General features: G+C 65.1%; 22 protein-coding genes and 2 tRNA genes. 7 read left to right on the top strand and 17 right to left on the bottom strand.

Annotated elements, in window-relative coordinates; translation table 11 throughout:
- Positions 1-11 precede the first annotated feature (11 nt).
- Positions 12-1,562: an AbgT family transporter gene (locus tag G8346_RS05785; RefSeq protein ID WP_166049093.1), complete on the bottom strand. Its 1,551-nt coding sequence runs from the start codon at positions 1,560-1,562 to the stop codon at positions 12-14.
- Between the two features lie 177 nt (positions 1,563-1,739).
- Between G8346_RS05785 and G8346_RS05790 the strand changes: the two genes are divergently transcribed.
- Together G8346_RS05790 and G8346_RS05795 are read left to right on the top strand one after the other, a co-directional pair.
- Entirely contained in the window at positions 1,740-2,282 is a 543-nt protein-coding gene (locus G8346_RS05790; protein ID WP_166049095.1) for a superoxide dismutase family protein, read from the top strand.
- Positions 2,283-2,308: 26 nt separating this feature from the next.
- Positions 2,309-2,848, top strand: coding sequence for a hypothetical protein (locus tag G8346_RS05795; RefSeq protein WP_166049097.1), 540 nt, complete (start codon positions 2,309-2,311; stop codon positions 2,846-2,848).
- A 22-nt stretch (positions 2,849-2,870) separates the two neighbouring features.
- On the opposite strand, the gene G8346_RS05800 is transcribed toward G8346_RS05795, so the two are convergent.
- Together G8346_RS05800 and G8346_RS05805 are read right to left on the bottom strand one after the other, a co-directional pair.
- Entirely contained in the window at positions 2,871-3,878 is a 1,008-nt protein-coding gene (locus G8346_RS05800; protein WP_166049100.1) for a putative sulfate exporter family transporter, read from the bottom strand.
- A 43-nt stretch (positions 3,879-3,921) separates the two neighbouring features.
- Positions 3,922-6,939: a PAS domain S-box protein gene (locus G8346_RS05805; protein ID WP_166049102.1), complete on the bottom strand. Its 3,018-nt coding sequence runs from the start codon at positions 6,937-6,939 to the stop codon at positions 3,922-3,924.
- A 215-nt stretch (positions 6,940-7,154) separates the two neighbouring features.
- Here G8346_RS05805 and G8346_RS05810 point away from each other — a divergent pair, with 215 nt between their 5' ends.
- The 3 genes from G8346_RS05810 (at position 7,155) to G8346_RS05820 (ending at position 11,444) form a co-directional block, all read left to right on the top strand.
- The gene (locus G8346_RS05810; protein WP_166049104.1) at positions 7,155-9,176 is read left to right on the top strand and encodes a DUF3365 domain-containing protein; all 2,022 of its coding nucleotides are present in this window, start codon (positions 7,155-7,157) and stop codon (positions 9,174-9,176) included.
- A gap of 151 nt (positions 9,177-9,327) precedes the next feature.
- A complete protein-coding gene (locus tag G8346_RS05815) occupies positions 9,328-9,756 on the top strand; it encodes a universal stress protein (protein ID WP_166049106.1) in 429 nt (142 codons plus the stop codon).
- 20 nt (positions 9,757-9,776) lie between these two features.
- Positions 9,777-11,444, top strand: a complete 1,668-nt coding sequence (locus G8346_RS05820; RefSeq protein ID WP_166049108.1) for a BCCT family transporter — start codon at positions 9,777-9,779, stop codon at positions 11,442-11,444.
- Between the two features lie 43 nt (positions 11,445-11,487).
- Here the strand turns inward: G8346_RS05820 and G8346_RS05825 are convergent, their stop codons facing one another.
- Together G8346_RS05825 and G8346_RS05830 are read right to left on the bottom strand one after the other, a co-directional pair.
- Complete coding sequence (locus G8346_RS05825; RefSeq protein ID WP_240901316.1) at positions 11,488-12,195, bottom strand: 3'-5' exonuclease; 708 nt, start codon at positions 12,193-12,195, stop codon at positions 11,488-11,490.
- A gap of 24 nt (positions 12,196-12,219) precedes the next feature.
- Positions 12,220-14,124 carry a DUF294 nucleotidyltransferase-like domain-containing protein gene (locus tag G8346_RS05830; RefSeq protein ID WP_166049110.1) on the bottom strand — a complete coding sequence of 635 codons (1,905 nt, stop codon included), beginning with the start codon at positions 14,122-14,124 and terminating at the stop codon, positions 12,220-12,222.
- Between the two features lie 114 nt (positions 14,125-14,238).
- On the opposite strand from G8346_RS05830, the gene G8346_RS05835 reads away from it, so the two are divergent.
- A complete protein-coding gene (locus G8346_RS05835; protein WP_166049112.1) occupies positions 14,239-14,610 on the top strand; it encodes a hypothetical protein in 372 nt (123 codons plus the stop codon).
- 63 nt (positions 14,611-14,673) lie between these two features.
- Here the strand turns inward: G8346_RS05835 and G8346_RS05840 are convergent, their stop codons facing one another.
- The 12 genes from G8346_RS05840 to uvrB all read right to left on the bottom strand — a co-directional run bounded on the left by G8346_RS05840 (position 14,674) and on the right by uvrB (position 24,821).
- Positions 14,674-15,060 (bottom strand): DUF302 domain-containing protein, encoded by a 387-nt coding sequence (locus G8346_RS05840; RefSeq protein ID WP_166049115.1) that lies wholly within the window; start codon positions 15,058-15,060, stop codon positions 14,674-14,676.
- A 117-nt stretch (positions 15,061-15,177) separates the two neighbouring features.
- Positions 15,178-15,254 (bottom strand) — tRNA-Pro (locus G8346_RS05845).
- A gap of 78 nt (positions 15,255-15,332) precedes the next feature.
- Positions 15,333-15,692: a MerR family transcriptional regulator gene (locus G8346_RS05850; RefSeq protein WP_166049117.1), complete on the bottom strand. Its 360-nt coding sequence runs from the start codon at positions 15,690-15,692 to the stop codon at positions 15,333-15,335.
- Positions 15,673-15,972 (bottom strand): integration host factor subunit alpha, encoded by a 300-nt coding sequence (gene ihfA, locus G8346_RS05855; protein WP_165348991.1) that lies wholly within the window; start codon positions 15,970-15,972, stop codon positions 15,673-15,675. Before ihfA ends, G8346_RS05850 begins: the two co-directional genes overlap by 20 nt.
- A gap of 1 nt (position 15,973) precedes the next feature.
- A complete protein-coding gene (pheT, locus tag G8346_RS05860) occupies positions 15,974-18,346 on the bottom strand; it encodes a phenylalanine--tRNA ligase subunit beta (protein ID WP_166049119.1) in 2,373 nt (790 codons plus the stop codon).
- Positions 18,343-19,338: a phenylalanine--tRNA ligase subunit alpha gene (gene pheS, locus G8346_RS05865; protein ID WP_166049121.1), complete on the bottom strand. Its 996-nt coding sequence runs from the start codon at positions 19,336-19,338 to the stop codon at positions 18,343-18,345. The genes pheT and pheS overlap by 4 nt, the downstream gene beginning before the upstream one ends.
- A gap of 106 nt (positions 19,339-19,444) precedes the next feature.
- A complete protein-coding gene (rplT, locus tag G8346_RS05870) occupies positions 19,445-19,804 on the bottom strand; it encodes a 50S ribosomal protein L20 (RefSeq protein ID WP_166049124.1) in 360 nt (119 codons plus the stop codon).
- Positions 19,805-19,815: 11 nt separating this feature from the next.
- On the bottom strand, positions 19,816-20,013 hold the full coding sequence (gene rpmI / locus G8346_RS05875) for a 50S ribosomal protein L35 (RefSeq protein ID WP_166049126.1): 198 nt from the start codon (positions 20,011-20,013) through the stop codon (positions 19,816-19,818).
- 83 nt (positions 20,014-20,096) lie between these two features.
- Positions 20,097-20,615 carry a translation initiation factor IF-3 gene (gene infC, locus G8346_RS05880; protein WP_166049544.1) on the bottom strand — a complete coding sequence of 173 codons (519 nt, stop codon included), beginning with the start codon at positions 20,613-20,615 and terminating at the stop codon, positions 20,097-20,099.
- Positions 20,616-20,618: 3 nt separating this feature from the next.
- Positions 20,619-22,550, bottom strand: a complete 1,932-nt coding sequence (thrS, locus tag G8346_RS05885) for a threonine--tRNA ligase (protein ID WP_166049128.1) — start codon at positions 22,548-22,550, stop codon at positions 20,619-20,621.
- Positions 22,551-22,636: 86 nt separating this feature from the next.
- A tRNA-Val gene (locus G8346_RS05890) sits at positions 22,637-22,711 on the bottom strand.
- 52 nt (positions 22,712-22,763) lie between these two features.
- Entirely contained in the window at positions 22,764-24,821 is a 2,058-nt protein-coding gene (uvrB, locus tag G8346_RS05895; protein WP_206202604.1) for an excinuclease ABC subunit UvrB, read from the bottom strand.
- A gap of 129 nt (positions 24,822-24,950) precedes the next feature.
- On the opposite strand from uvrB, the gene G8346_RS05900 reads away from it, so the two are divergent.
- Complete coding sequence (locus tag G8346_RS05900; protein ID WP_166049130.1) at positions 24,951-26,132, top strand: pyridoxal phosphate-dependent aminotransferase; 1,182 nt, start codon at positions 24,951-24,953, stop codon at positions 26,130-26,132.
- The last annotated feature ends 6 nt before the right edge of the window (positions 26,133-26,138 follow it).

Consider the following 26,138-nt stretch of genomic DNA (forward strand, 5'->3'; position numbering starts at 1 on the left):
GCATGGGCCGATCAGAACCCGAGCGGGATGCCGAACACGAAGAAAGCCACCAGCAGCGCCGTCCACACCACCAGGAAGACCATCGAGTACGGCAGCATGATCAGCAGCATGTCGCCGAAGCCCAGTTCCGGCCGGTATTTGCGCATGAAAGCCAGGATCACGCCGCAGTAGGTCATCATCGGCGTGATGATGTTGGTGGCCGAGTCCGCTACGCGGAAGGCCGCGGACACCAGGTCCGGCGTCATCTCCTGGTTCACGAAATACAGCATGGGCACGAAGATCGGCCCGAGCAGCATCCACTTGGAAGTCAGCCCGCCGATGAACAGGTTGATCGTGGCGGTGGTGAGCACGAAGCCGATCAGGAGCAGCACCGGGAATTGCTGCAGGCCCATGGCGACCAGCGCCTCGGCGCCGAGGTAGGTGATGTAGGAACCGAGGCCGCTGTAGCGCAGCAGGCCGAGGAAGTTGTAGCTGAAGAAGGTGAGCACCAGGATGTAGCCCATGGTGTTCATCTGCTTGACCATCGCCTTGACGACGTCCGCGACGCGGCGGAAGTTGCCCGAGGCGTAACCGAAGAACACCCCCTCGATGATGAAGAACAGGGAGATCAGCAGGATGATGTTGTTGAGAAACGGCAGCACCTCCTGTCCCGACTCGTCGGTGTAAGGGCCGAGGGGGCCCAGGATGAGTCCCCCGATCACTGCGGCGGCGACCAGCAGCCCCCAGCCCGCCGCCTTGAGCCCCCGTTGCTCCGCCTCGCCCACCTCGAACTGCCCCAGGTCGATCTCGGGCGGCACCTCGAAGGGCGCATGTTCCAGCTTTGGCTCCACGAACCGCTTCGTGACCCAGGCGCCGGTAAAAGCCAGCACGATGGTCGAAGTGGCGATGAACCAGTAATGCATCGTCGCCGGACGCAGGATTGCACCGTCGGCCGTGGTGAACGGAATGCCCTGGGATTCGGCGAAGACCTGGGCGTTCATGCCGATGATGACGTCGATGGGCGTGCCCGGGATGAGGTTGGCGCTGAACCCTGCCGACACGCCGGCGAAAGCTGCGGCCATGCCGATGAGCGGGTTGCGGCCGAGGCCCGCGTAGAGCAGGCCGGCCAGCGGGATCAAAACGAGGTAGCCGGCATCTGTGGCCACTGAACTGGTGATGCCGAGGAACATCAGCAGCAGCGGCAGCCACTTCTGCGGGATCTTGGTTCCGGCGCGCTTGATCAGGGCGCCGAACAGCCCGGAGTTTTCCGCCACGCCGATGGCCAGCATCACGACCATGATCACGGCCAGCACACCGTTGCCGAAGGCCAGCCAGTTCTGCAACAGCGCATTGTCGAAGATCCAGCGGACGTGCTCGGACTGGTACATGGGCAGGATCTGGTAGCGCACCGGCTCGCCGCCCGCCCCCATGGTCTCGAAGGTGTGCCCGCCCAGCAGCACGGTCGCCAGGAAGGCCATCGGGTAGAAGGACATGAAGATGATGACGGGATCCGGGATCTTGTGACCCACCCGCTCGACGAAGCGGGTGAAGGACTGTCCCCTGGTTGGCTGATCCTGGCTCATGGCTCCCTCTGTCCCGGCGCGACACGAATCAGCGGCGAAGTATACGGGAGAACGTCCGCAGCCCTGCACCCCGGACGCGACACAGGGGTGTTGTCAGTGGCCGCCGGGCGGGTTTAGGCTTGATTAGACTTGGTTCAATTACTGGACCCGGAAAACAAGACTCAAGAGGATTCGTCAATGCGCAAATTCAAGACACTTTCATTCGCGGCCTGTGCAGCGCTGGCGGCCGGCGCCGTTCATGCGGACAATCATGGCGTGGCGGAGGCCGGCGCCGATTTCATCGACAAGGAGAGCAAGTCGGTGGGCACCGCCACCCTCACGGAGGGCCCGAACGGTGTAGCGATCTACCTCGACCTGCACGGCCTGCCCCCGGGCCCCAAGGCGATTCATATTCACAGCGTCGGCACCTGTGAGGACCCGGAAGCCGGTTTCGTCGCTTCCAAGGGTCACCTCAACCCCGACGGCAAGGAACACGGCCTGATGAACCCCAAGGGGCCGGACGCCGGTGACCTGCCCAACCTCGTGGTGCTGGATGACGGCAGCGTCAAGGTCGAGATGTTCACGCCGCTCGCCTCGCTCGGCGGCGCCGAAGGACGCGCCACCATCCTCGACGCGGACGGCGCGGCCCTGGTGATCCACATCAACCGTGACGACCACATCACGCAGCCCATCGGCGGGGCCGGCCCGCGCATTGCCTGCGGAGTCGTCAAGGCCAAGTGAGGCTTCGCGCTGCACTGACTGTCGGAGTGACGCTCGTCGCCTTGCTGGCGGCGAGCGTCTATTCCCTGGCGCGCACGCCCGATGCGCCCGACCCCCTGGCGATTTCTGCCCAGGGTATCGGGCCGCTGCAAATCGGCCGGCCCTATGACGAGGCAGCCGAGCTCGCCGTCCGGGTTGCACCGGACAATGCGCTGGCAGGTATCGGCTGCGGCGGGCTCGACGAGGTCCGCTACAGCGGCCAGCTCCAGGGACGTCCCGTGAGCGCGATGGGGATGGCCGATAAGGGCAAGCTGGTCGAGATCGAGCTCACGCTCGATGCGCCGCTACAGGCGCGCAGCGAGGCCGCCTGCGTCGCCCTGCGTGACGAGTTCGCGGCGCCCTTCGTCGCCCGCTTCGGCCCCGTCGAGAAAAGCTGGGAAGAGCGCAAGCCCGTTTCCCGCGAGCACCTCGCCGCCACCGGTCCGGTGGTGCTGGCCGCACGGTGGTTCGCGACCGGCGGCAGCTGCTATGTCAGCGCCCACTATGGCTATGGCGCAAGCCTCAGCGCTGCAGATGCAGCCTGGTAAGTCTCCCGGCTGAGCTTGCCCCTTAGCCCACCAGGGCCACGATCCCCAGCGCCACGGCGCCCATCCCGACAGCAGTGAGCAATGCCACGACCGCGGGCTTCGGGCCGAGCGCGCGCAGTGCCGCGAGGCGTATCTGCATGCCTATGGCGGCCATCGCCATGGCGAACAACAGCCCGCTCAGCCAGCTGCCCAGTGACAGGAACGAGGCCCAAGCCGGGCTCTCCCCAAGAAGCATGTCGCCGGCACTACGTAGCGTTGCGAACGCGACGAATCCGAGCACGAACAGGGGGAAAGCCGGACGCGCCCTGGTCTCTGCCTCACCCTTCAGAGCCCACCAGACGACCGCAGGTATGACTGCGAGCATGGAAAGGTTACGCAGCAGCTTGGTGACGGTCGCAGCGGCGACCGTCTCGGTGGCGGCAAAAGTCTGCTCGTGGAGGATGGCCGCCGCAGTAACCTGGGCGGTGTCGTGCACCGCCGCCCCAAGCACCATTCCGATCTGGCGGCTGTCCCCGAGCCAGGCCTCCAGCAACCATGGGTAGAGTAGCGTGGCGGTCAAGCCGAACAACGCCACGCAGGCAAGCGCGTAGGCAGTCTGTTCGGGACGTGTTTTTAGCGCCGGGGCCGTTGCGGCGATCGCGGAGGCGCCGCAGATGGCGGATCCCACAGCCAGTAATGCGGCAAACTTCCGGTCCAGCCCCAGGGTGCGCTGGAGCCACCAGGTAATCCCGAGCCCGGCTGCCAGGGCGCCGGCCACCAGGGGCAAGGCCTGGATGCCCAGCACTCCGACCTGGGCAAGGGACAATCGCAGCCCGATCAACATGACTGCTAGCTTGAGGACAGCGCCTGCGGCGAGCGCCAGCCCCGGCTGCCAACCCGGCCGGCGTTGGGCGATTCCGCTGAGACCGATCCCGAGCAGGATGGCGACGAGAATCGGGCTGATCGGCAGGCGGGAAACCGACTCGGGCGCCATGGACCACAACGCCGACACGCCCAGCGCCGCCAACGCCGTGCCCAGCGCGACCGTCACGCCTGCAAAATATCGGGTCGCGGATGAAGGTGGAGGCACCGGGTCAGCCTGTCTTCATTACCGCACGCAGCTCCGAGATCCCCCGATGCAAGGCTGCAAAGGCCACCCGCATCTCGCCGAGCCTCGCATCAGGCAGGTCACCCGTGGTCGCCTGGTGTTTGCAGAGTTGCTCGAGGTCCCGTGCTGGCGCCTGCAGAAGCTCCAGCCCCATGTTCCCTGCGGCGCCCTTGATACGATGCGCACGCGCCGCGGCCCCGGCCCAGTCGCGAGCCTCGACAGCGTTCTCTCCATGGGCCAGGTCGTCCTCGGTGACAGTGAGCATTTCCTCCAACAATTCGAGATAACGCTCCTGCTTGTTCCGAAAAATACCCAGGATCCTGTCCAGGTCAACGCCGGGAAGCACCGAGAGGCGTTGCATCGACGCGTGCAGGCCGGCATTGCCCTCGGGCACCGCACCTTCGGGAGGTGCCGGCTTACCCTCTCCGAGCGGGACCATGGCAAGCCATTTCAGTACCTTCTCGTACAGGACATCGGGCTTGACGGGCTTTGTAATCACGTCGCTCATTCCGGCTTCCTCACAGGCCTTCCGGTCTTCGGCGAAAGCATTGGCCGTGACGGCCAGTATCGGCACTCCTTGCTGTCCGGGCATGGCGCGCAGCAGGCGCGTCGCTTCCAGTCCGTCCATCCTGGGCATTTGCACGTCCATAAGGATGACTGCGTAGCCCATCCGCGAAGCGGCATCGATGGCTTCTTGTCCATCCTCGGCAGTATCTGCGACCAGGCCGACAGCCGTCAGTAACTGCACGGTGATTTCCCGGTTGACGGCATTGTCGTCGACCACCAGTATTCGGGTGCCCGCATAGCGGCGACGCAAGAAATTCTGCGCCTCGGCGGCAGGCATCTCCTGCTCCGGGCTTGTCATCGCAGTGCCGCCCACCCGCAGCTGCGCCGTAAACCAGAAACGACTGCCTCGACCTTCTATGCTCTCGACGCCCGCATCTCCGCCCATGAGCACGGCCAGGTGCCGGGTGATCGACAGGCCCAGGCCCGTACCTCCGAAGCGCCGCGAGATCGAGTTATCAGCCTGCTCGAAGGAACGAAAGAGTTCACCCAGCTTGTGCTCCGGAATCCCTACCCCGGTGTCCTCGACCTCGAACAGGACCGTGAGGACATTGCAGTCGTGCGCCACGACGCGCACACGCAGGTGGATCTTTCCTTTGTCCGTGAATTTCACCGCGTTGGCGGCGTAGTTCAACAGGGCCTGGCGCACCCGGGTCGGATCACCCTCAAGCCATTGCGGAATCGGGTCGTAGTCCACGCATACTTCGAGACGCTTTTCGCTGGCCTCCTCGCAGATGATCGCCGCCACGTTGTCGACCAGTGCCGGGAGATTGAACAGTTCGGAGCCAAGCTCCATCCTCCCCGCTTCGATCTTGGATAAGTCGAGCATGTCGTTGACCACCGCCAGCAGGTGCCGCCCGGCCTGGTCGATCTTGTCCAGCTTTTCACGTTGTGCCGCATTCTCTTCTCGCTGCCGTAGCAGGTAAGTCAGGCCAATGATGGCGTTCAGCGGAGTTCTTATTTCGTGGCTCATATTGGCGAGGAACGCGCTCTTGGCGCGGTTCGCACTCTCCGCCTGTTGTCTCGCTGCCGCGAGGTCGGCTGTACGTTGCGCGACGAGTTCTTCCAGGTGATTGCGGTGCCGTGCGAGCTCTTCCTCGCGCTCGCGCCGCTCGGTCACGTCCTGGACCACGCCCGCCATCCGCGGCGGCTGGCCCGCGATTGGCTCAAGGTGTTTTCCCGCCAGCCACAACCATCGCACTGCACCATCCACTCGGCGGATACGAAGTTCGTGCGTGAAGTCGGCCCGCTCGCGTGCCACGCGCTGGAACAGCGCCTCTGTGGCGTCCTGGTCTTCCGCGACCACGTGGGACATGAACGTTTCACGAGTCCACGCGGGCTGGTTGACGCCGTACCCGAAGATCTGGTCGTGGTCGAAAGAGCGCTCGATGGTCTGATCCAGCAGGTTGATCTCCCAATGCGCAATCCGGCTGCTGCGCATGGCGAACGCCAGCTTGTCCCGGGTCTCGCGCAGCCGCAACTCAGCCTGCTTGCGCGCGGTGACGTCGTTGACGATGGAGTACAGCAGTTCCCGGCCCTCCAGCCTGATCGGACCGCTGGACACCTCCACGTCCCGCAGCGAACCGTCGGCCAGGCGATGCTGGAAATTAAAGAAGCGCCGCTCCTCTGCGCGTGCGAGCTGCATCTCGGCTGCCAGCGCCGCGTCCGACATCGGGTTGATGTCGAAGATTTTCATCTTGCAGAGCTGGTCCCGGGTCCAGCCGTAGTATTCCGCAGCAGCGGGATTGGCATCAACGATTTCGCCCGTGGCGGGATCGACCAGCAGCATCACGGAATGCTTGTTCTCGAACAGGCTGCGGTAACGCGCCTCGCTGGCGCGGAGCGCCCTCGCCGCAGCCTGCTGCTGGAGCCTGAGACGTAGGAGCAGGCCGAGTGCGATGGTGGCGACCGGATAGATCAACAGGATCGGAACGCCGATACTGCGCAGCGTTTGCGGCCCAAGGTCGCCAGGCAAGACCGTGCCCATGATCCCGAGCATGACCAGGTGCACGGCCAGGCCGAGCGCATAGAGCTCACGCCAGTCGATACGTGCGAGCCGGCCATGCGCATGGGTTCGCCAGGCGATACCGATCACCGCCGAGGCGATGATCACGCTGATCCCGCCGACTACCCCCACGCCGCCCTGGTACCAGCGGAAAAGCGCGGTCATGAGCATTGCGATGACCGTCGGCAGGAAGCCGAAGAACAGGCCGCACAGGCTCAGCAGCACGGAGCGCACGTCGAACACGAGGCCCTGGCGCAAGACCAGGGCAAAGGACATCACGCCGATCCCGATGGCCCCGACGAGCAGGCCCACGGCCAGCTTCCACGCAAAGTGCTTGTCACCTCCCAGGCCCCGCGCAGAGACGGCGAGCACCTGCGTCATGGCGAGCAGTAAGGCCGCGTTAAGGAACAGGGCCTGGAAAATTTCTCTATTCATGAGGGCGGCAGATCGGGGCGGAAATGTCGTGGCGAATCCCGGTCAGCCGGATGGCATTCACCGCGCATGGCCATCACAGGTCCCGCCGTGGGCGCAGCAAGTATGATGCCGGGGGATGCTGCGGAAAATTCGTAGTTTACGCAGGACAAGTAGCAGCTAAAGTAGCGCGAGTTCAATCTGCTGCCGCCGCGCCGGGCCCGATGCTCCACGCACATATGTCAAACGCCCCCTCCTCGCGCCTGCGGCCGGATCCCGTCGCCGACGATCCCGCCCTGCGCGGCAAGCAATTCGTACTGCGCCGTGCAGTGATGCTGGCGATTGCCTGGAGCGTGCTCATAATTTCCGCGCTGTTATGGGGCCGGCACACGGAACAACAGCAAACTCTCGACCTGGCTGCCCACGAGGCCCGTGCTCACTTTAACAAGGACCAGGCGTTCCGCCTTTGGTCTACTCAGCACGGCGGTGTCTACGTGCCCGTCACCGAGCATACGCCGCCCAACCCTTACCTTGCGCACATCGACGAGCGAGACCTCGAGACGCCATCGCAACGTCAGTTCACATTGATGAACCCAGCCTACATGGTCCGCCAGATGATGGTGGAATATGAGGCCCTTTACGGGGTGCGCGGTCGCATCACCAGCCTGAAACCGCTGAATCCCGACAATGCACCCGACGCCTGGGAGCGCGAGGCCCTGCTGGCCTTCGAGGATGGCACCGGAGAGATCTCCCAGTACGTTGAGAACGACCAGGGGCATTTCCTGCGCCTGATGCAACCCATGGTGACCGAGCCTGGCTGTCTCAAGTGCCACGCACACCAGGGTTACGAAGTAGGCGACATCCGCGGCGCCGTGGGCGTCACAGTCCCGATGGCGCCGTACCTTCAGGCAGAGGCTACGACGCTTGGCAACTTGGGATGGTCCTTCGGCGGGATCTGGATACTGGGCCTGGCCGGCATCGGATTCCTTGCAAGAAGGGACCTTGAGCATGCGCACAGAGAGGCCGTGACGAAAGCCGGTCTGGTCGAGCGGGAGCGCCGCCTGGAGGCCGCGCAGAGTATCGGCGGGCTCGGCGACTGGGAACTGGACCTCTGCAACCGCACGGTGCACTGGTCGAAGCAGATGGAGTGCATCCTGGGCTTTGCGCCCTCGCAAGACCTGGACACCACCCTGAACCGGTTCATGGCGATGGTGCACCCGGAAGATCGCCCGGTCGTGGAGGATGCTTTGCACCGTGCGCTGGTGCTCGGCCGTCCCGCAGTGAGCGCCTATCGACTGACGACGCCATCCGCGGGCGTCCGTTGGCTGGAGATGCGCAGCGAAAGCGTACTGGACGATGACGGGCAGCCGCTAAGGGTGCGCGGAACTTCCCAGGACATCACGGCGTTGAAGACCGTCGAAGACGCCTTGCGCCAGGAGCGTAGTGAGCTCGAGTCCAAGGTGTTGGCGCGAACACATGACTTGGTACTGGCGAAAGAGGCGGCCGAGGCTGCCAATAAAGCGAAGAGTGCCTTCCTTGCCAACATGAGCCATGAGATCCGAACGCCGCTGAACGCTATTCACGGTATGGCATTCCTGATCCGAAACAACCCGGAGCGTGCCGCGGACTCCGGGTATTTTGGGAAACTCGAAGCTGCAGCAAACCACCTCCTGGGCATGGTCGACTCCGTGCTTGACCTGGCGCGCATCGAATCCGGCACACTGGAACTGGAAATCGCCTCGCTTGACGTCGCGGAGATTGTCGAGGAAGTGGCAGCAATGTTCGCAACGGATGCCCGAAAGAAAGGTCTTGGCCTGCGTATCGAGCAAGACCCCTGCCCCGGCGCGCTCGCCGGGGACGCGAAACGCATCCGGCATGCCTTGGCCAACTACGTCAGCAATGCCCTGAAGTTCACAGAATCGGGCGAGGTCATCATTCGCACTCGGATGCTCGAGACTTTCGGCAACGACGTCCTGGTGCGCGTCGAGGTCGCTGACACGGGAATAGGTGTCGACCCGGAGATCATGCCGCGGCTCTTCTCCGCATTTGAACAGGGTGACAACTCCCCGACGCGCTCGCATGGTGGCACCGGCCTCGGCCTCATAATCACGCGCCGGCTCGCCGAGCTGATGGGCGGCTCCGCAGGTGCCGAGCGCCGTTCCAACGGCGGCAGCGTGTTCTGGTTCACCATGCATCTACGCAGGGCCGAATCGCCTTCGAAGGCCCGGCCGACCGTCCGCGTCGGCAGCGGATACGTATAGATTTCCGTAGCCTGCGGCCGCGCGCAGATTAGCCCTCATGGGCTCTCCATGTTAGGTTGTCCTTTCATCCGCGGTTCCCGGATGAGGCGCAACTCGCGTCCCTTCCACGAGAAAACTAAAGATTAGCCACAGGCACAGGGAGGTAACGGGCATGTTTACCAAAATCATGGTTCCCGTCGACCTGGCGCACCTGGGGGCACTGGAGAGATCACTCCAGGTTGCCGCTGACATGGCGCGCCATTACAAGGCTGAAGTCTGCTATGTCAGCGTCACGGCCAACACGCCGGGATCCGTCGCACGGACCCCGGCGGAATACGAAAAGAAGCTCCGCGCCTTCGCCGATGAGCAGACTGCTCACCACGGTCAGCAGACCAGTGCCCGCGTCCTGATCAGCCATGACCCCAGTGCGGACATGGAAAAACTGCTGGTCCGGTGTGCCGAGGACATCGGCGCAGACCTGGTGCTCATGGCGACGCACCTGCCCCACAAGATCGACGCCATCATGCCGTCGCATGGCGACAAGGTGGCCAAGCACACCGGCGTTTCCGTATTCCTCGTGCGCCCACCGCACAACAGCTAAAAAGAAAGGAGGTAGGCCCCGTGGAAAAAGACGACCACAAGGGAACACCTGAACAGACCGCGGAAATCAGCGAAGGCGTACCCTCGCCCGAGGGCGAAGCGACGCTGATCGATACTGATTACGTCATCGGCCAGGATAACTACACCGCATCACCCCTCGGCATCGCGCTGGACATACACGGCAAGGTTTTCGCCATTTCGGCTGTGGTGACGCTGTTTTTCGTCATCATCACGCTCGCGCTGCAGACCGAGGTCGAGCCGCTGTTCGGCGCCATACGTGACTGGCTCACCGGCAACCTGGCCTGGTTTTTCATCTTCGCCGGCAACATCTTCGTGGTGTTGTGCCTGGGCCTGATCGTCTCGCCCCTCGGCAAGGTGCGCATCGGCGGCACCGAGGCAATGCCGGATTTCAGCTATATCGGCTGGTTCTCCATGCTGTTCGCTGCCGGCATGGGGATCGGGCTCATGTTCTACGGCGTCTCCGAGCCCATGTCGCACTTCGAGACGGCGCTCGGCGGGATCAGCATGGAGAACGGCGTGCGCACCGACTGGGCGCCGCTGGGGGGCGCTGCGGGCGACACTGAGGCGGCGCGCAAGCTCGGCATGGCCGCGACGATCTTCCACTGGGGCCTGCATCCCTGGGCCATCTACGCCGTGGTGGCGCTGGCGCTGGCCCTGTTTTCGTTCAACAAGGGGCTCCCGCTGACCATCCGCTCGATCTTTTACCCGATCCTGGGCGAACGGGTGTGGGGCTGGCCGGGCCACGTCATCGACATGCTGGCCGTGTTCGCCACGCTGTTCGGGCTGGCGACGTCGCTGGGCATCGGCGCTTCGCAGGCCGCCGCCGGGCTGGGTTACCTGTTCGGTATCCCTGAGGGCAACGTCACCATGGTGCTGCTGATTTTCGGCATCACCTGCGTTGCCACGCTCTCGATCGTCGCCGGCGTGGACAAGGGCGTGAAGAGGCTCTCCGAGGTCAACATGGTGCTGGCCTTCGTGCTGTTGCTGTTCGTGCTGATCGTCGGCCCGACCATGGTGATATTCAGCGGCTTCTTCGAGAACCTGTGGGCCTACGTGGGCCACCTGCCCGCGCTGTCCAACCCCTTCGGTCGGGAAGACGCGAATTTCAGCCAGGGCTGGACGGCCTTCTACTGGGCGTGGTGGATCAGCTGGTCGCCCTTCGTCGGCATGTTCATCGCCCGGGTCAGCCGCGGCCGCACGGTGCGCGAGTTCCTCATCGCCGTGTTGCTGGTGCCGTCGCTGGTCTCCGTGCTGTGGATGACTGCCTTCGGCGGCACGGCCATCGACCAGTTCATCAGCTCCGGTTTCACGGACGTGAAGGAAGCGGCCCTCGAGGTGAAGCTGTTCGTGATGCTGAGCGAGCTGCCACTCACCGAGATCACCTCTTTCGTCGGCATCGTGCTGGTGATCGTGTTCTTCATCACCTCTTCAGACTCCGGCTCGCTGGTGATCGACACCATTACTGCCGGCGGCAAGGTGGATGCGCCCAAGGCGCAGCGCGTGTTCTGGGCCTTCATCGAGGGCGGCATTGCCGTCGCACTGCTGCTGGGCGGCGGCCTGGTGGCGCTGCAGGCCATGGCGGTTTCGACCGGACTGCCGTTCACCGTGGTGCTGCTGGTGGGCTGCTACGCCATCATCAAGGGGCTGCTCAGCGAGCCGAGGGGTTGAGCCTGGCGGGGAGCGGCTGGCCTCGCTGCTCCCCGCTCCATCCCTAGCACCACAGGTCGCCGAGCGGCGTTTCCGGGCTGAAGCGCGCCGCCACCTGGGCCTGGAACAACTCCGCCGTCGCCAGCGCGTCCAGCACCGCATGGTGCGGCTGGTAGGCAGGCAGTCCGTAACGCGCGCGGCTGTCCTGCAGGCGAATGGACACGGGACGGCGGCCCAGCCAGCGCTTGAAGCGGGCCGGCAGGGATTGCCGGTACAGCCGGGCCTCCAGGGCCATGGTGTCGATCACCGGGAACTGCAGGCTCTCGCCGAGTCGGAACTGCACGGCCGACTCGATGAAGGCGCGCTCGACGTTGCGGTAATGCACCACGGGCACGCTGCCAGACAGCACATCGAGCACTTCTTCGAGCACCTCGCGCAGGTCCGGGGCATCCGCCAGGTCTGAATGGGTGATGTGATGCAGCGTGACGGACAAGGCCTGTAGCGGGAACCGCGGTCGCACCAGCCAGTGCCGTCGTCGCGAGAAATGGATTCGCTGCAGGTCGAACGGCACCACTCCGATGCTGACTATGGAGTGGCGGTTCGGGTCCAGTCCCGTGGTTTCTATGTCCAGCGCCACCAGCCGCGTATCGGCCAGCCTCTGGCCGGGCTCCAGTGCCCAGGCGTCGTAGAACCGTTTCAGGCGCGGGTCTTTCGCCGCCGCGCCCCGTTGCGCCATGAAAAGGGGCCAGTCGAATTGTTGCGCCGGGCTCAATACAGTCTTCCGTCGGGCGCGGGGTCAACCCCGGCGTGTCGGTATCGGGTAGCGGAACTGCAGGAACTTCTGCGCGTCGCTGAGCAACTGGAAGGCGTCCTTGAGGTTATGCCGCTCCGTGCTGGAGATGTTCTCCGGCTCGATGCTGTTGGTCGGCACATGGTCGCGTTTCAGTGCGATCGCCTGGTGCCGGATGCGCACCATGGAGATGAATTCCAGCGCATAGCGGATGCGGTCGCCCACCCCTGAAGGCAGCAGATCGGTGCGCGCGATGTCGTCAAGGCGATCGAAAGAGTTCTGTGCCGTGGAGCCGCAGGCCAGGGCGTGGACGCGAATCAGGTCGACCATCGGCGCCGTGCCGCGGCGCTTCACGTTGATGGTGTTGTTCTGCTTGCCGTCCTTCTCCATGACGAAGTTGCGGAAGAAGCCCAGTGGCGGCGTCCGGTTCGAGGCATTGCGGGCCATGGCGGCGAGGAACAGCGGGCTCTTGGGCGCCTTATCCGCCACCAGGTCCTGCAGCTGCGTGACGAAGGACTGGTCCCCGCTGACACTGTCGAGATCGAAGAAGATCGAACTGTGCAGCAACCGCTCCGGCGTCGGGTTTTCGATCCAGTCGTTGAAGTAGCGCTTCCAGTTCTTGAGCGGCTGGCGCCACCTTGAATTGGTGGCCATGATTTCGCCGGTGCAGTAGGTGTAGCCGCAGGCGGCAAGCCCGTCGCTGACGAACTTGCCCAGCGCCGCGAAATAGGCATCGTGTTGCGCCGGCTCGAAGCTGTCGTCCAGTACCAGCGCATTATCCTGGTCCGTGACGATGCTTTGCTCGTTACGGGCCATGGAGCCCAGCGCCATGAAACTGTACGGGATCGGAGGCGGCCCGAGCTCGGCCTCCCCGAGCTCCAGCAGCCGCCGGGTAAAGCTGCGCCCGATGGTCGACAACGCGCTGCCGATCATCTGCGAGTCAGCCCCCTCGTCCACCATGCGCACGAAGGACTGGCGCACGTCCGGCAGCAGGCGCCCCAGCGCCTCCGCGCTGTCCTGCGTGAATATCCGCTCCACCAGGTACAGGCTGGTATGGGTCTGGTGCCGCACGATATCCGAGATGTGCAAGATGCCGATGGGTTGCCGGCGATGCAGCACCGGCAGGTGCTGCAGGTTGTTGCGCAGCATCAGCAGCATCGCTTCCTGCAGGGTCTCGTCGGACTGCACCACGAACGGCAGACCCTCGACGACCTCCCCAACGGGGGTTTCCGGCGGCAGGCCGCCGGCCACCACGCGGCTGCGGAAGTCGCTGTCAGTGAGGATGCCGAGCAGCCGGCGCGCATCGCCTGCAGCGTCGGTGACGTTGTAGCGCGGATTGTCGTCCGGTTCCCCGAGCACGAGCACCGCGGTGGCGTGAGCAGCGGTGATTTCCTGCGCCGCCTTGCGTACGGGTACCGAAGCTTCCACCACGACCGGCGCACGCGTGATCAGCTTGCGCACGCGCGTCGTCATGACCCCGTCGTCGCCGGCGCGTTTTTCCACCACGGTCTTCAGCCGCGGCTGCTCGAGTTCCACGAAATCCGCGAACTGTTCGTCCTGCGTGCACAACTGCTGGAAGACTTCGTCCGGGATCAGGTAAACCAGAGTGTCCTCGATCGCCCGGACCGGGAAATGCGTGCGATGGTTACGCAACAGGCTGAAGTGACCGAAGATGTCGCCCTCTTCGAGCCGGTTGTGCAGCGCGCCGTTGCGGCGGTAGATTTCTATCGCGCCACTGCGGATGTAATACAAGTCATGGATTTCCTGCTCACGCTGCAGGATGTCCGCTCCGGCCTTGAAATAGGCCACGTCGACTTTCTCGGCAACCTGGTCCAGCAGTTCGTCCGGCAAGGCTTCGAAGGGTGCGAAGCGCGCCAGGTGTTGCCTTATTTCAAGGGCCTCGGTATCCATTCATCTCGTCAATATGCAGCGTCCGGTGCCTGGCCAGTGTGGTGTTCTCGCGGCACGCTGTAAAGTTGCGATGCGGCCGGGCACGTTGTCAGCGGCGGAGAAATCGAGATGGTGATGAAGAGATTCCCAGTATTTCGCGACGTCGTGGTCTTCCAGGCCAAGCTCCTTGTAGACGGCCTGCGGGACCTCCTCATCAGTCCGGTGTCCGTGCTCGCTGCACTGGTGGACCTGCTGGTCCCGGGAAACGACGGCGGCAAGCGTTTCTACGCCGTCGTGCGCTTCGGGCGCCGTACCGAGGAGTGGATCAATCTCTTTGGCGCTGCCGACACGTTGGACGCGAGGCAGGATCCGAGCGGCCTCGATGTCGTCATTGCAGACCTGGAAGAGATGCTCAGGGATCCGGCCCGTCGCGACGAGGCGCGGTTGAAAGCCCAGGCGCTTGTCGACCGACTGAAGGGCGGCGGCAAGGACGAGCCGAACTGGTGATCCGCATGCCCGCCATCGACATCTCGGCCGCGAGTAAAGCGGCACATTTCGATACGGCTTGCCTCAGATCGCGCCGACGGCCTCCTTGAGCAGGTCGCGGACTTCACTCGCGACGCCCGTCAGCGCATCGTTCTCGATTGCCTGCATCGAGGCCACCGGGTCGATCGCGCTGACCTCCACCCCGCCTTCGACTTCGCGCAAGATGACATTGCAGGGGAGCATTGCGCCCACCCGAGGCTCGATGCCGATCGCCTGGTGTGCCATCTTCGGGTTGCACGCACCGAGAATCCGATAGGCCGGCATCTCGACATCCAGTTTCTTCTTCATCGTCGCCTTGACGTCGATTTCGGTCAGCACACCGAAACCGTGTTTCTCGAGCGCCTCTCGCGTCCGAGCATCTACGTCATCGATATTGGCGCCGGAGATCTTCCGGTCGATTGTGTAGCTCATTGCCAGTTCCTTTGCGTCATTGCCGGAGCTATACGCCCCGTGTCTCCAGTTTAGGACACGCAAAGAAAACCGAGTCCCGGAGGACTCGTGTCACTTGAAAGTTCTTGGTTGTTTAGATGGTCGGGGCGAGAGGATTTGAACCTCCGACCCCCTGCACCCCATGCAGGTGCGCTACCAGGCTGCGCCACGCCCCGACCGAGAGAGAAACGGCGATTCGCCGTCGAGAGGCGGGCATCATACCCGATGCCGCCGCAGGGAAAAACACCGCCAGGCTACTTGCCGCGAAGGATCTTGAGGATTTCCTCGAGCTCCGTGCGAATCTGGCGCACGATCTGCACGCTCTGGGTGAGGTCTTCCTTGGCCTCTTCGCCGGTGAGCCGCTGGCGCGCGCCGCCGATGGTGAAGCCTTCTTCGTACAGCAGGCTGCGGATCTGGCGAATCAAAAGCACGTCGCGCCGCTGGTAATAACGCCGGTTGCCGCGCCGCTTGACCGGCTTGAGCTGCGGGAACTCCTGCTCCCAGTAACGCAGCACGTGCGGCTTCACGCCGCAGAGCTCGCTCACTTCCCCGATGGTGAAGTAGCGCTTGCCCGGGATGACCGGGAGCTCGTCGTTATTCCCCGGTTCCAGCATAGGCTTCCACCCGCGTCTTCAGCTTCTGTCCGGGACGGAAAGTCACCACCCGTCGCGCCGTGATGGGAATCTCCTCGCCCGTCTTCGGGTTGCGGCCCGGGCGACGATTCTTGTCCCGCAGGTCGAAATTGCCGAAACCGGACAGCTTCACCTGTTCGCCGTTCGCCAGCGCGGTACGCAATTCCTCGAAGAACATTTCCACCAGTTCGCGCGCCTCGCGCTTGTTCAGGCCCATGTCCTGGAACAAGGCTTCCGCCATCTCAGCCTTCGTCAGCGCCATGTCAGTCTCTTATCCTGGCCCCAAAATCGCGTTCCAGGCGGGCGACCACCGCCGCCACGACCCCGTCCGCATCTTCGTCGGTAAGAGTGCGCGAAGATTCCTGTAAAATCAAGCCAAAAGCCACGCTTTTTAGACTCGAATCTATGCGCTCGCCCTGGTAGACGTCGAAAACCCGACATTCTGTCAAAAGCCCGCCCCCGGCCTCGCGGATCGCGCCCGCCAAGGACGCGACCGGCACGTTCCGCTCCACCAGCAGGGCGATATCGCGGCGAATCGCGGGATAACGCGATATCTCCTTGAAAACAGGCAGTTCCGCCGCGAAGCTCACTTCGTCATCGAGCTCCCACAGCAGCGGCGCCAGGTCGAGGTCCAGGGCGCGGGCAAGCCGCGGATGCAGTGCCCCGACCCAGCCGGCCTCGCGATCGTCCCGCAGGATGCGGGCGGACTGGCCAGGGTGCAGTGCGGGATGCGCCGCCGGCTCGAAGCTGAAGTGCGAGCCGGTCAGGGCCAGCAGGCTTTCCACGTCCCCCTTGGCGTCGTGGAAGTCCAGCGGCGCCGAGCGGGCGCCCCACTGCTCCGGCAGGCGCCGCCCGGCCACGAGGCCGGAAGTAGTGTTAAGTTGTTTTAATTCATCGCCATCCACGACAAACCTCAGGCCATGCTCGAAGATTCGGACACGGTCCTGGCGCCGGCTGAGGTTGCGTCCCAAGGTGTGCAGCAGGCCGGGCCAGAGCGAGACCCGCATCACGCCGAGCTCGGAAGAGATGGGATTGCTGAGCGGCAGCGCTTCGGCCCCTGGGAATACCTGCGCCTGCAATTCCGGGTCGACGAAGCTGTAAGTGACCACTTCCTGGTAGCCGCGCGCCACGAGTACATCCGCAATGCGCGCGCCGGGCACCCGCATTTCTGTCGCCACGCCGAGGCTGGCGCCGCCTGCACCACGCGTCTCGGGGAGGCGGTCGTAGCCGTGAATGCGCGCAACCTCCTCGACCAGGTCGACCTCCAGCGCGATGTCGAAGCGATGGGATGGCGGTGTCGCCAGCCAGCCCTCGTCCGTCGCTTCGACCGTCATACCGAGGCCGGCCAGGATCCGCTCCACCTCCTGGTCCGCCACGGCATGCCCGAGGAGGAGCGCCAGGCGCTGGCGCCGCAAGGACACGGGCGCGCGCGGCGGCAGCTGTTCGGGCGTGACCCGCTCTATGACCGGCCCCGGCTCGCCGCCGGCAATTTGGCACAGCAGGGCCGTGGCGCGCTCGATAGCGCGTCGCTGGTGCGCCGGGTCCACGCCGCGCTCGAAGCGCTGCGACGCGTCCGTATGCAAGCCCAGCCGCCGTGCACGCCCGGCGATGGCCAACGGCGAAAAGAACGCGACCTCGAAGAACACGTCGCGGGTCTGCGCGGAAACGCCAGAGTCCTCCCCGCCCATGATGCCGGCGACCGCACGCGGCCCGCCGTGGTCGGCGATTACCAGGGTGTCCGGCGCCAGCGCCGCCTCGCGCCCGTCGAGCAGCACGATCTTCTCGGCGGGTTCCGCGAGGCGCACGATGATCCCTTCGCGCAGCGTCGCGAGGTCGAAACCGTGCATCGGTTGCCCGAGTTCGAGCATGACGTAATTCGTGACGTCGACCACGGGATGGATCGGGCGCAGGCCGGAGCGGCGCAGTTTCTCCTGCATCCACAGCGGCGTGGTGGCGTCCGCACGGATGTTGCGGATGACGCGGCCGACGAAACGCGGACAGGCCTCCGGGGCACGCACTTCAATCGGGAACTGGTCGCCTGTCAGCGGTGGGACCGGCGCCAGTTCCGGCCCGCCGAGCGGCATACCGTTGATCAGCGCGACCTCGCGCGCAATCCCCAGGACGCTGAAGCAGTCCCCGCGGTTCGGCGTCAGGTCGACGTCGATGACGTGGTCGTCGAGACCGAGCCAGTCGCGCAGGTCAGTGCCGACCGGCGCATCCTGCGGCAGGTCCCACAGCCCTTCGTGGCTCTCGCCCAGGCCGAGCTCGCGCACGGAGCACAGCATCCCCTGGCTCTCGACGCCGCGCAGCCGGGCGCGCTTGATCTTCATGCCGCCGGGCAACACGCCGCCCACCAGTGCCACTGGGGCCCGCATGCCGGCATAGACGTTCGGCGCGCCGCACACGATGCCGAGCGTCTCGCCCGTGCCGGCATTCACCTGGCAGACCCTGAGCTTGTCGGCGTCAGGATGGGGTGCGACCGACTCCACCACGCCAACCACGACCCCTGAGAACTCCGGCGCAGCGGGCTCGACGGAGTCGACCTCCAGGCCGGCCATGGTGAGCTGCCGCACGATGCCGGCGGCATCGACCGGCGGATCGACCCATTCCCGCAACCAGCGCTCATTGAACTTCATCGCACGGCCCCCTGGTTGAACTGGCGCAGGAAGCGCAGGTCGTTGTCGAAGAACAGGCGCAGGTCGCGCACGCCGTAGCGCAGCATCGCAAGGCGCTCCACGCCCATGCCGAAGGCGTAGCCGGTGAACTCCTCCGGGTCGATGCCGCCGAACTCCAGCACGCGCGGATGCACCATGCCGCAACCCAGCACCTCCAGCCAGCCGTCGCCCCACTCCACGTCGACCTCTGCCGATGGCTCGGTGAAGGGGAAATAGGACGGCCGGAACCGCAGCCGCACCTTGCGCTCGAAGAAGCGCTCGAGGAAGTCGTGCAGCACCGCCTTGAGGTGCGCGAAGCTCACCCCGCGATCCACCACCAGGCCTTCGACCTGGTGGAACATGGGGGAATGAGTCTGGTCGGAGTCACAGCGGTACACGCGGCCGGGCGCAATCAACCTGATGGGAGCGCCCTGGCGCCGCATGGAGCGAATCTGCACCGGCGAGGTGTGGGTGCGCAGCAGCCGTCCATCGCCGAAATAGAAGGTGTCGTGCATCGCCCGCGCGGGATGATGCTCCGGGATGTTCAGTGCCTCGAAGTTGTGGAATTCGTCCTCCACCTCCGGCCCGGTGTGGACCCCGAAACCGGCCTGGCGAAAGATGGTCTCCATGCGCCGCATGGTCCGGGTCACCGGGTGCAGGCCGCCGATGGCCTCGCCGCGACCGGGCAGGGTCACGTCGACGCGCTCGGACTCGATCGCGGCGCTCTCGCGCTGCGCCTCGAGATAGTCCTTGCGCGCCCCCAGCGCGGTCTGGAGCGCCTGCTTGGCCTCGTTGATGACCTGGCCGGCGGCCGGCCTGTCTTCGGCGGAGAGGCCGCCGAGCGACTTCAGCAGCCCGGTAAGCAGGCCCTTCTTGCCGAGGTAACGCACGCGCACCTCGTCCAGTCCCGCCAGGTCCTCACATGCCGCGATCTCCTCGCGGCCCTGCTCCAGCAGCTTCGCTGCATCTTCCACGCTATTCCCCCTTTAGAACGGAAAAGGGGAAGGCCCCGCAAGGCCCTCCCCCTTTGCGCCGTGGCCGCGCCGGAGCGCGGCCGAACCGGATGATGCCCTATCCGGCTCAGGCGGCGAGTGCGGCCTTGGCCTGCGCAGCGACTGCGCCAAAGGCCTCGGGCTCGTGCACTGCCATGTCAGCCAGGACCTTGCGGTCGAGCTCGATCCCGGCTTTCTTCAGGCCGTCGATGAGGCGGCTGTAGGAAAGGCCGTGAATACGGGCGCCGGCGTTGATACGGACGATCCACAGCGAGCGGAAATCACGCTTGCGGGCCTTCCGGTCGCGATAGGCGTACTGCCCCGCCTTGGTCACGGACTGCTTGGCGGTGCGGAAGCTGGCGCTGCGCTGGCCGTAGTGGCCCTTCGCCTTCTTCAGGATCTTCTTGTGCTTGGCACGGGCGGTGACGCCACGCTTGACTCTAGCCATGGGTCACCTCCTCAGGCGTACGGGAGCATCTTGCGGACCGACTTGACGTCGCTCTCGTGCACCATCTCCGTCGACCGGAGGTGGCGCTTCCGCTTGGTGCTCTTCTTGGTGAGGATGTGGCTGGTGTGGGACTGGCCGCGCTTGAAGCCGCCGCCTCCCGTAGCGCGGAACCGCTTCGCGGCCCCACGATTGCTTTTCATCTTGGGCATGTGTTTCTCCGTTTATGGCCTGTTCGGGCAAAAGCCCCTGCAGGCGTAGATACGGCTTCGGGCCTGGGCCCTCCGTCCGCAGCTCACTTTTTCTTGGGCGTCAGCACCATCGTCATCTGCCGCCCTTCCATTTGCGGGAACTGTTCCACCGAGGCCAGCTCGGCAAGATCATCCCGCACTCTCTCGAGGAGCTTGGCGCCAAGATCCTTGTGCGCCATCTCCCGGCCGCGGAACCGCAGGGTTACCTTGGCCTTGTCTCCTGCCGTGAGGAAGCGCACCAGGTTCTTCATCTTCACCTGGTAATCGCCCTCTTCCGTCCCCGGCCGGAATTTCACTTCCTTGACCTGGATCTGTCGCTGCTTCTTCTTAGCGACCTGGTTCTTCTTGTTCTGCTCGAAGACGAACTTGCCGTAGTCCATCACCTTGCAGACCGGCGGCTCCGCCGTGGGCGCAACCTCCACGAGATCCAGCCCTTCGTCCGCGGCGAGGCGCAGGGCGTCCTCGCGATGCATGATGCCGAGCTGCTCGCCGTCCGAGCCGATGATCCTCAATTGCGGCGCGCCGATATCCTCGTTGCGCCTGACACGTTTGGACGCCGTGATGCGTCAATCCTCCATAACAGACCGGCCGCGCTTCGCTACTTCAGCTGCGAGGAAGTTACCCACCTGGTCGATGCTCATCGACCCGAGGTCCTCGCCGCTGCGCGAACGCACGGCCAGCAAACCAGCCTCCACCTCCCGGTCGCCAGCGACGAGGAGGAAAGGCACCTTTTGCACAGTATGCTCGCGGATTTTAAAGCCGATCTTCTCATTTCTCAAGTCTGCTTCCACCCGAAACCCCTGATTGACGAGGGTTTTCACGGCGGATTCCACGTATTCGGCCTGGCGGTCCGTGATATTCATCACCATGGCCTGCACCGGGGCCAGCCAGGCGGGGAAGCGGCCCTCGTAATGTTCGATCAGAATGCCGAAGAAGCGCTCCAGCGACCCGAGCAGCGCGCGGTGGATCATGATCGGTCGCCGGCGCTCCCCGCTGGCCGCCACGTACTCCATGTCGAAGCGCTCCGGCAAGTTGAAATCCAGCTGGATGGTGGAGCACTGCCACTTGCGGCCGATCGCGTCCTCGATCTTCAGGTCGATCTTCGGGCCGTAGAAGGCGCCGCCGCCCGCGTCGAGGATGTATTCCAGGCCCTTGCGCTCCAGCGCGCCCTTGAGCGCGACCGTCGCCTTGTCCCAGATCTCGTCCGAGCCCACGGCCTTCTCGGGCCGGGTCGAGAGGTTGACCTCGAACTGGGTGAAGCCGAAGTCGCCGAGCATTTCCAGGGTCAGGTCCAGCACCCGCAGGACCTCTGCCTCGATCTGCTCCTCGCGGCAGAACACGTGGGCGTCGTCCTGGGTGAAGCCGCGCACACGCATCAGGCCGTGCAGCGCGCCAGACATCTCGTGCCGGTACACGGTGCCGAGCTCGGCCCAGCGCATGGGCAGTTCGCGGTAGGAGCGCAGGCGGTCCTTGTAGACCAGCACGTGGAAGGGGCAGTTCATCGGCTTCAGCTGGTAAGGCTGGCCGTCCTCCTCCATCGGCTTGTACATGGACTCGCGGTAGAAATCCGTGTGCCCCGAGGTGTGCCAGAGGTCTTCGAGGGCAATGTGCGGGGTGAACAGCAGCTCGTAGCCGTGCTTCGTGTGCTGCTCGCGCCAGTAATCCTCCATCACGCGCCGGATGCGGGCGCCGCGCGGATGCCAGAACACCAGGCCGCCGCCGGCGTCGTCCTGGATGCTGAACAGGTCCATGTCCCGCCCGATCCGGCGGTGGTCGCGCTTTTCGGCTTCCTCGAGGCGCGTCAGGTAGGCCTTGAGCTGCTTGGCGTCCGGCCAGGCGGTGCCGTAAATGCGCTGCAGCTGCTCGTTGCGCGCGTCGCCGCGCCAGTAGGCACCGGCCACCTTGGTCAGCTTGAAGGCCTTCAGCAGCCCCGTGCGCGGGACATGCGGTCCGCGGCAGAGGTCCTTGAAGTCGCCCTGGCCGTAGATGCTGAGCGTCTCCTCGGCCGGGATGTCCTCGATGATTCGCGCCTTGTATTCCTCGCCCATGCCGCGGAAGAAGGCCACCGCCTCGTCGCGCCCCATGACCTCGCGGTGCACGGGCTGGTCGGCCTCGGCCAGCTCCGCCATGCGCTGCTCGATGGCGGCGAGATCCTCGGGCGTGAAAGCGCGATCGAAGGCGAAGTCGTAGTAGAAGCCGTCCTCGATCACCGGCCCGATAGTGACCTGGGCGCTGGGGAACAGCTGCTTCACGGCCTGCGCCAGCAGGTGCGCGGTCGAGTGGCGGATGATCTCCAGCCCGTCCTCGTCGCGACCCGTGACGATCGCCGCCTCGGCGTCGCCCTCGATGCGGTGGGAGGTGTCCACCAGGCGGCCGTCCACGCGGCCGGCGACCGCGGCCTTGGCGAGGCCGGGGCCGATGTCTGCAGCCAGCTCCGCCACCGTGATGGGCGCGTCGAAGCTGCGCTGACTTCCGTCAGGGAGCGTGATGACCGGCATGGGAACTCTGTCTGCTCAGAATCGGACTGCACGCTCCGGCGAGAGTCCCTGGCGGGCTTCGCGCCGGGGCGTGCGGGTCTCGGATTTGGTAGGCGCGGGCGGGTTTGAACCGCCGACCCCTACGATGTCAACGTAGTGCTCTACCACTGAGCTACGCGCCTAGTTCAAGACGCGGAAGGATACCGGCGAAGTCCCCGCCGGGCAAGGGCTTTACTAGCCCGCCATGTCCGCGGGCAAACCGAGCCCTTCGTGGCGCAGCCGTTCGATCTCATCGCGCAACTCCGCGGCTTTCTCGAACTCCAGCTCCCGGGCATGGCGATACATCTCGGCCTCGAGCTTGCGGATACGCTTCATGACCTCTTCCGTGCTGAGCTTCTCGTAGGCGAGGCGCGGCTCGGCCACTTTGCGCCGGCCCTTGTCCGCACCCGGGCGGCCGCCCTCCTCCCGGGCCCCCTCCATCACGTCGGCGATGCGCTTGACGATCGTCTGGGGCGTGATGCCGTGCTCGGCGTTGAAAGCGATCTGCTTGGCCCGCCGCCGGTTGGTCTCGTCGATGGCCCGTTGCATGGAGCCGGTCTCGCGGTCGGCGTACAGGATCGCCTTGCCGTGGACATTGCGCGCCGCCCGCCCGATGGTCTGGATCAGCGAACCCTCCGAGCGCAGGAAACCCTCCTTGTCGGCGTCCAGGATCGCCACCAGCGACACCTCGGGCATGTCCAGGCCTTCCCGCAGCAGGTTGATCCCCACCAGCACGTCGAACTCGCCGCGGCGCAGGTCGCGGATGATCTCGCTGCGTTCGACGGTGTCGATGTCGGAATGCAGGTAGCGCACGCGCACGTCGTGCTCCGCGAGGTACTCGGTGAGGTCCTCCGCCATGCGCTTGGTCAGGGTCGTCACCAGCACGCGCTCGTTGCGTGCGGCGCGCAGCCGGATCTCGGACAGCACGTCGTCCACCTGATGGGTCACGGGCCGCACTTCGACTTCGGGGTCCACCAGGCCGGTCGGGCGCACGACCTGCTCCACCACCTGTCCCGAACGCTCCAGCTCGTAGGACCGCGGCGTGGCGGACACGTAAATCGTCTGCGGCGACAGGGCCTCGAACTCGTCGAAACGCAGCGGGCGGTTGTCCAGCGCCGACGGCAGGCGGAAACCGTATTCCACCAGCGTCTCCTTGCGGCTGCGATCGCCCTTGTACATGCCGCCGAGCTGGGGCACGGTGACGTGGGATTCGTCCACCACCAGCAGGGCGTTGGCCGGCAGGTAGTCGAACAGGCAGGGCGGAGGCTCGCCGGGGGCACGGCCGGACAGGTAACGCGAGTAATTCTCGATGCCCTGGCAGTAACCCAGTTCCTGGATCATTTCCAGGTCGAACATGGTGCGCTGTTCGAGGCGCTGGGCCTCCAGCAGCTTGTCCGCGGCACGCAGCACCTGCAGCCGTTCCTTCAGCTCGGCCTTGATCTCGTCGATGGCGGCCAGCAGCCGGTCGCGAGGCGTCACGTAGTGCGTCTTGGGGAAGATCGTGAGGCGCGGCACCTTGCGCAGCAGTTCGCCGGTGAGCGGGTCGAACCAGCTCAGCGCCTCGATTTCGTCGTCGAACAGTTGCACGCGCACCGCCTCGCGCTCCGACTCCGCCGGGAATATGTCGATGACGTCGCCGCGCACGCGGTAGGTGCCCTGCCGCAGGTCCATCTCGTTGCGCTGGTATTGCATGTCCGCCAGGCGCCGCAGGATGGTCCGCTGCGGCATGCGGTCGCCACGGTCCAGGTGCAGGACCATTTTCAGGTAGGCGGCGGGGTCGCCCAGTCCGTAGATGGCCGACACCGTGGCGACGATGATGCTGTCCGGCCGCGACAGCAGGGCCTTGGTGGCCGACAGTCGCATCTGTTCGATGTGCTCGTTCACCGAGGCGTCCTTCTCGATGTAGGTGTCGGAGGACGGCACATAGGCTTCGGGCTGGTAGTAGTCATAGTAGGAGACGAAGTACTCGACCGCGTTGCCCGGGAAAAACTCGCGGAACTCACCGTAGAGCTGCGCCGCCAGCGTCTTGTTGTGCGCCAGCACGAGCGTCGGGCGCTGCCGGGCCTGGATCACGTTGGCGATGGTGTAGGTCTTGCCTGACCCCGTGACGCCGAGCAGGGTCTGGGCGGCCAGGCCCGCGTCGAGCCCGCCGATGAGCTGTGCGATGGCCTCCGGCTGGTCGCCGGCGGGCGCATAGTCGGAAACCAGCTCGAAAGGCCGGATCTCGCCAGTGGGGTTGATTGGTTCCTGCATGTTCTCGCGGCAATTCCTGACTGGACGGCGGCCCGCTTTCATTTCACCATGTCGACCGAGGCTGTTCAGTTCGCTCCAACGGAGCGGCCCGATGCCGCCAGCCACCCATTATGCACCAGGGGGAAAATCGTGGATCTTCGCCTGTCTGAGCGGGTCGCCCGCGTCAAGCCGTCACCCACCATGGCCGTGACGGCGAAAGCCGCCGAGCTGAAGCGTGCGGGCCGGGACATCATCGGCCTGGGGGCCGGCGAGCCCGATTTCGACACGCCTGAGCACATCTGCGCCGCGGCCATCGAGGCCATACGCGCCGGGCGCACCCGCTATACCGCCGTCGAAGGCATCCTTGAGTTGCGCGAGGCGATCTGCGAAAAGTTCCGCCGCGAGAACCGGATCGAGTACCAGCCGGACCAGGTACTGGTCTCCAACGGCGCCAAGCAGAGCCTGTACAACCTCTGCATGGCCCTGCTGGGCCCTGGCGACGAGGCGGTGATCCCGGCCCCCTACTGGGTGTCCTACCCGGACATGGTGCTGCTGGCCGAGGCCACCCCGGTGGTCGTGGCGGCAGGACCCGAGCAGCATTTCAAGATCAGCCCGCAACAGCTCGAGGCCGCGATCACGCCGCGCACCCGCCTGCTGTTCCTCAACAGCCCGAGCAACCCCACCGGGGTCGCCTACAGCGCCGCCGAACTGGCAGGCCTGGCGGACGTGCTGCGCCGCCATCCGCAGGTGCTCGTCGCCACGGACGACATCTACGAGCACATCTACTGGGGCGACGAGCCGTTCTCGAGCCTCCTCACGGTGGCGCCCGACCTGCACGAGCAAGTGGTGACCGTGAACGGCGTGTCCAAGGTCTACGCCATGACCGGCTGGCGCATCGGCTATGCCGCGGGCCCGCGCAAGCTCATCGGCGCCATGAAAAAGATCCAGGGCCAGAGCACGTCGAATCCGAACTCCATCGCCCAGTACGCATCGCTGGCGGCGCTTACTGGCGACCAGGGCTGCATCGCTGAGATGCGGGCCGCGTTCCGGCAACGGCACGACTGGCTGCTGCAGGCACTCAACAGCCTCCCCGGCTTCAGCTGCCTGCCGGCGGACGGTGCCTTCTATGCCTTCCCGGACGTGAGCGATGCGATCGCCGCACTCGACGGCGTCGACGACGACACCGCGTTCGCGGGCTACCTGCTGGAGAAAGCGGGCGTGGCCGTGGTGCCGGGTACTGCGTTCGGCGCGCCCGGCCACGAGCGGCTGTCTTATGCCTGCTCCCTGGACACGCTGGAACAAGCCGTGGACCGCATCCGCAGCGTGCTGTAAGGATTC

Source organism: Thioalkalivibrio sp. XN279 (assembly GCF_011089885.1).
Lineage (GTDB): Bacteria > Pseudomonadota > Gammaproteobacteria > Steroidobacterales > XN24 > XN24.

Bases quoted from the DNA above. Each gene is read 5' to 3' on its own strand.
- G8346_RS05785 (WP_166049093.1), bottom strand. From the start codon at position 1,562: ATGAGCCAGGATCAGCCAACCAGGGGACAGTCCTTCACCCGCTTCGTC.
- G8346_RS05790 (WP_166049095.1), top strand. From the start codon at position 1,740: ATGCGCAAATTCAAGACACTTTCATTCGCGGCCTGTGCAGCGCTGGCG.
- G8346_RS05805 (WP_166049102.1), bottom strand. From the start codon at position 6,939: ATGAATAGAGAAATTTTCCAGGCCCTGTTCCTTAACGCGGCCTTACTG.
- G8346_RS05810 (WP_166049104.1), top strand. From the start codon at position 7,155: ATGTCAAACGCCCCCTCCTCGCGCCTGCGGCCGGATCCCGTCGCCGAC.
- G8346_RS05815 (WP_166049106.1), top strand. From the start codon at position 9,328: ATGTTTACCAAAATCATGGTTCCCGTCGACCTGGCGCACCTGGGGGCA.
- G8346_RS05830 (WP_166049110.1), bottom strand. From the start codon at position 14,124: ATGGATACCGAGGCCCTTGAAATAAGGCAACACCTGGCGCGCTTCGCA.
- G8346_RS05835 (WP_166049112.1), top strand. From the start codon at position 14,239: ATGAAGAGATTCCCAGTATTTCGCGACGTCGTGGTCTTCCAGGCCAAG.
- G8346_RS05840 (WP_166049115.1), bottom strand. From the start codon at position 15,060: ATGAGCTACACAATCGACCGGAAGATCTCCGGCGCCAATATCGATGAC.
- G8346_RS05850 (WP_166049117.1), bottom strand. From the start codon at position 15,692: ATGCTGGAACCGGGGAATAACGACGAGCTCCCGGTCATCCCGGGCAAG.
- ihfA (WP_165348991.1), bottom strand. From the start codon at position 15,972: ATGGCGCTGACGAAGGCTGAGATGGCGGAAGCCTTGTTCCAGGACATG.
- pheT (WP_166049119.1), bottom strand. From the start codon at position 18,346: ATGAAGTTCAATGAGCGCTGGTTGCGGGAATGGGTCGATCCGCCGGTC.
- rplT (WP_166049124.1), bottom strand. From the start codon at position 19,804: ATGGCTAGAGTCAAGCGTGGCGTCACCGCCCGTGCCAAGCACAAGAAG.
- rpmI (WP_166049126.1), bottom strand. From the start codon at position 20,013: ATGCCCAAGATGAAAAGCAATCGTGGGGCCGCGAAGCGGTTCCGCGCT.
- thrS (WP_166049128.1), bottom strand. From the start codon at position 22,550: ATGCCGGTCATCACGCTCCCTGACGGAAGTCAGCGCAGCTTCGACGCG.
- uvrB (WP_206202604.1), bottom strand. From the start codon at position 24,821: ATGCAGGAACCAATCAACCCCACTGGCGAGATCCGGCCTTTCGAGCTG.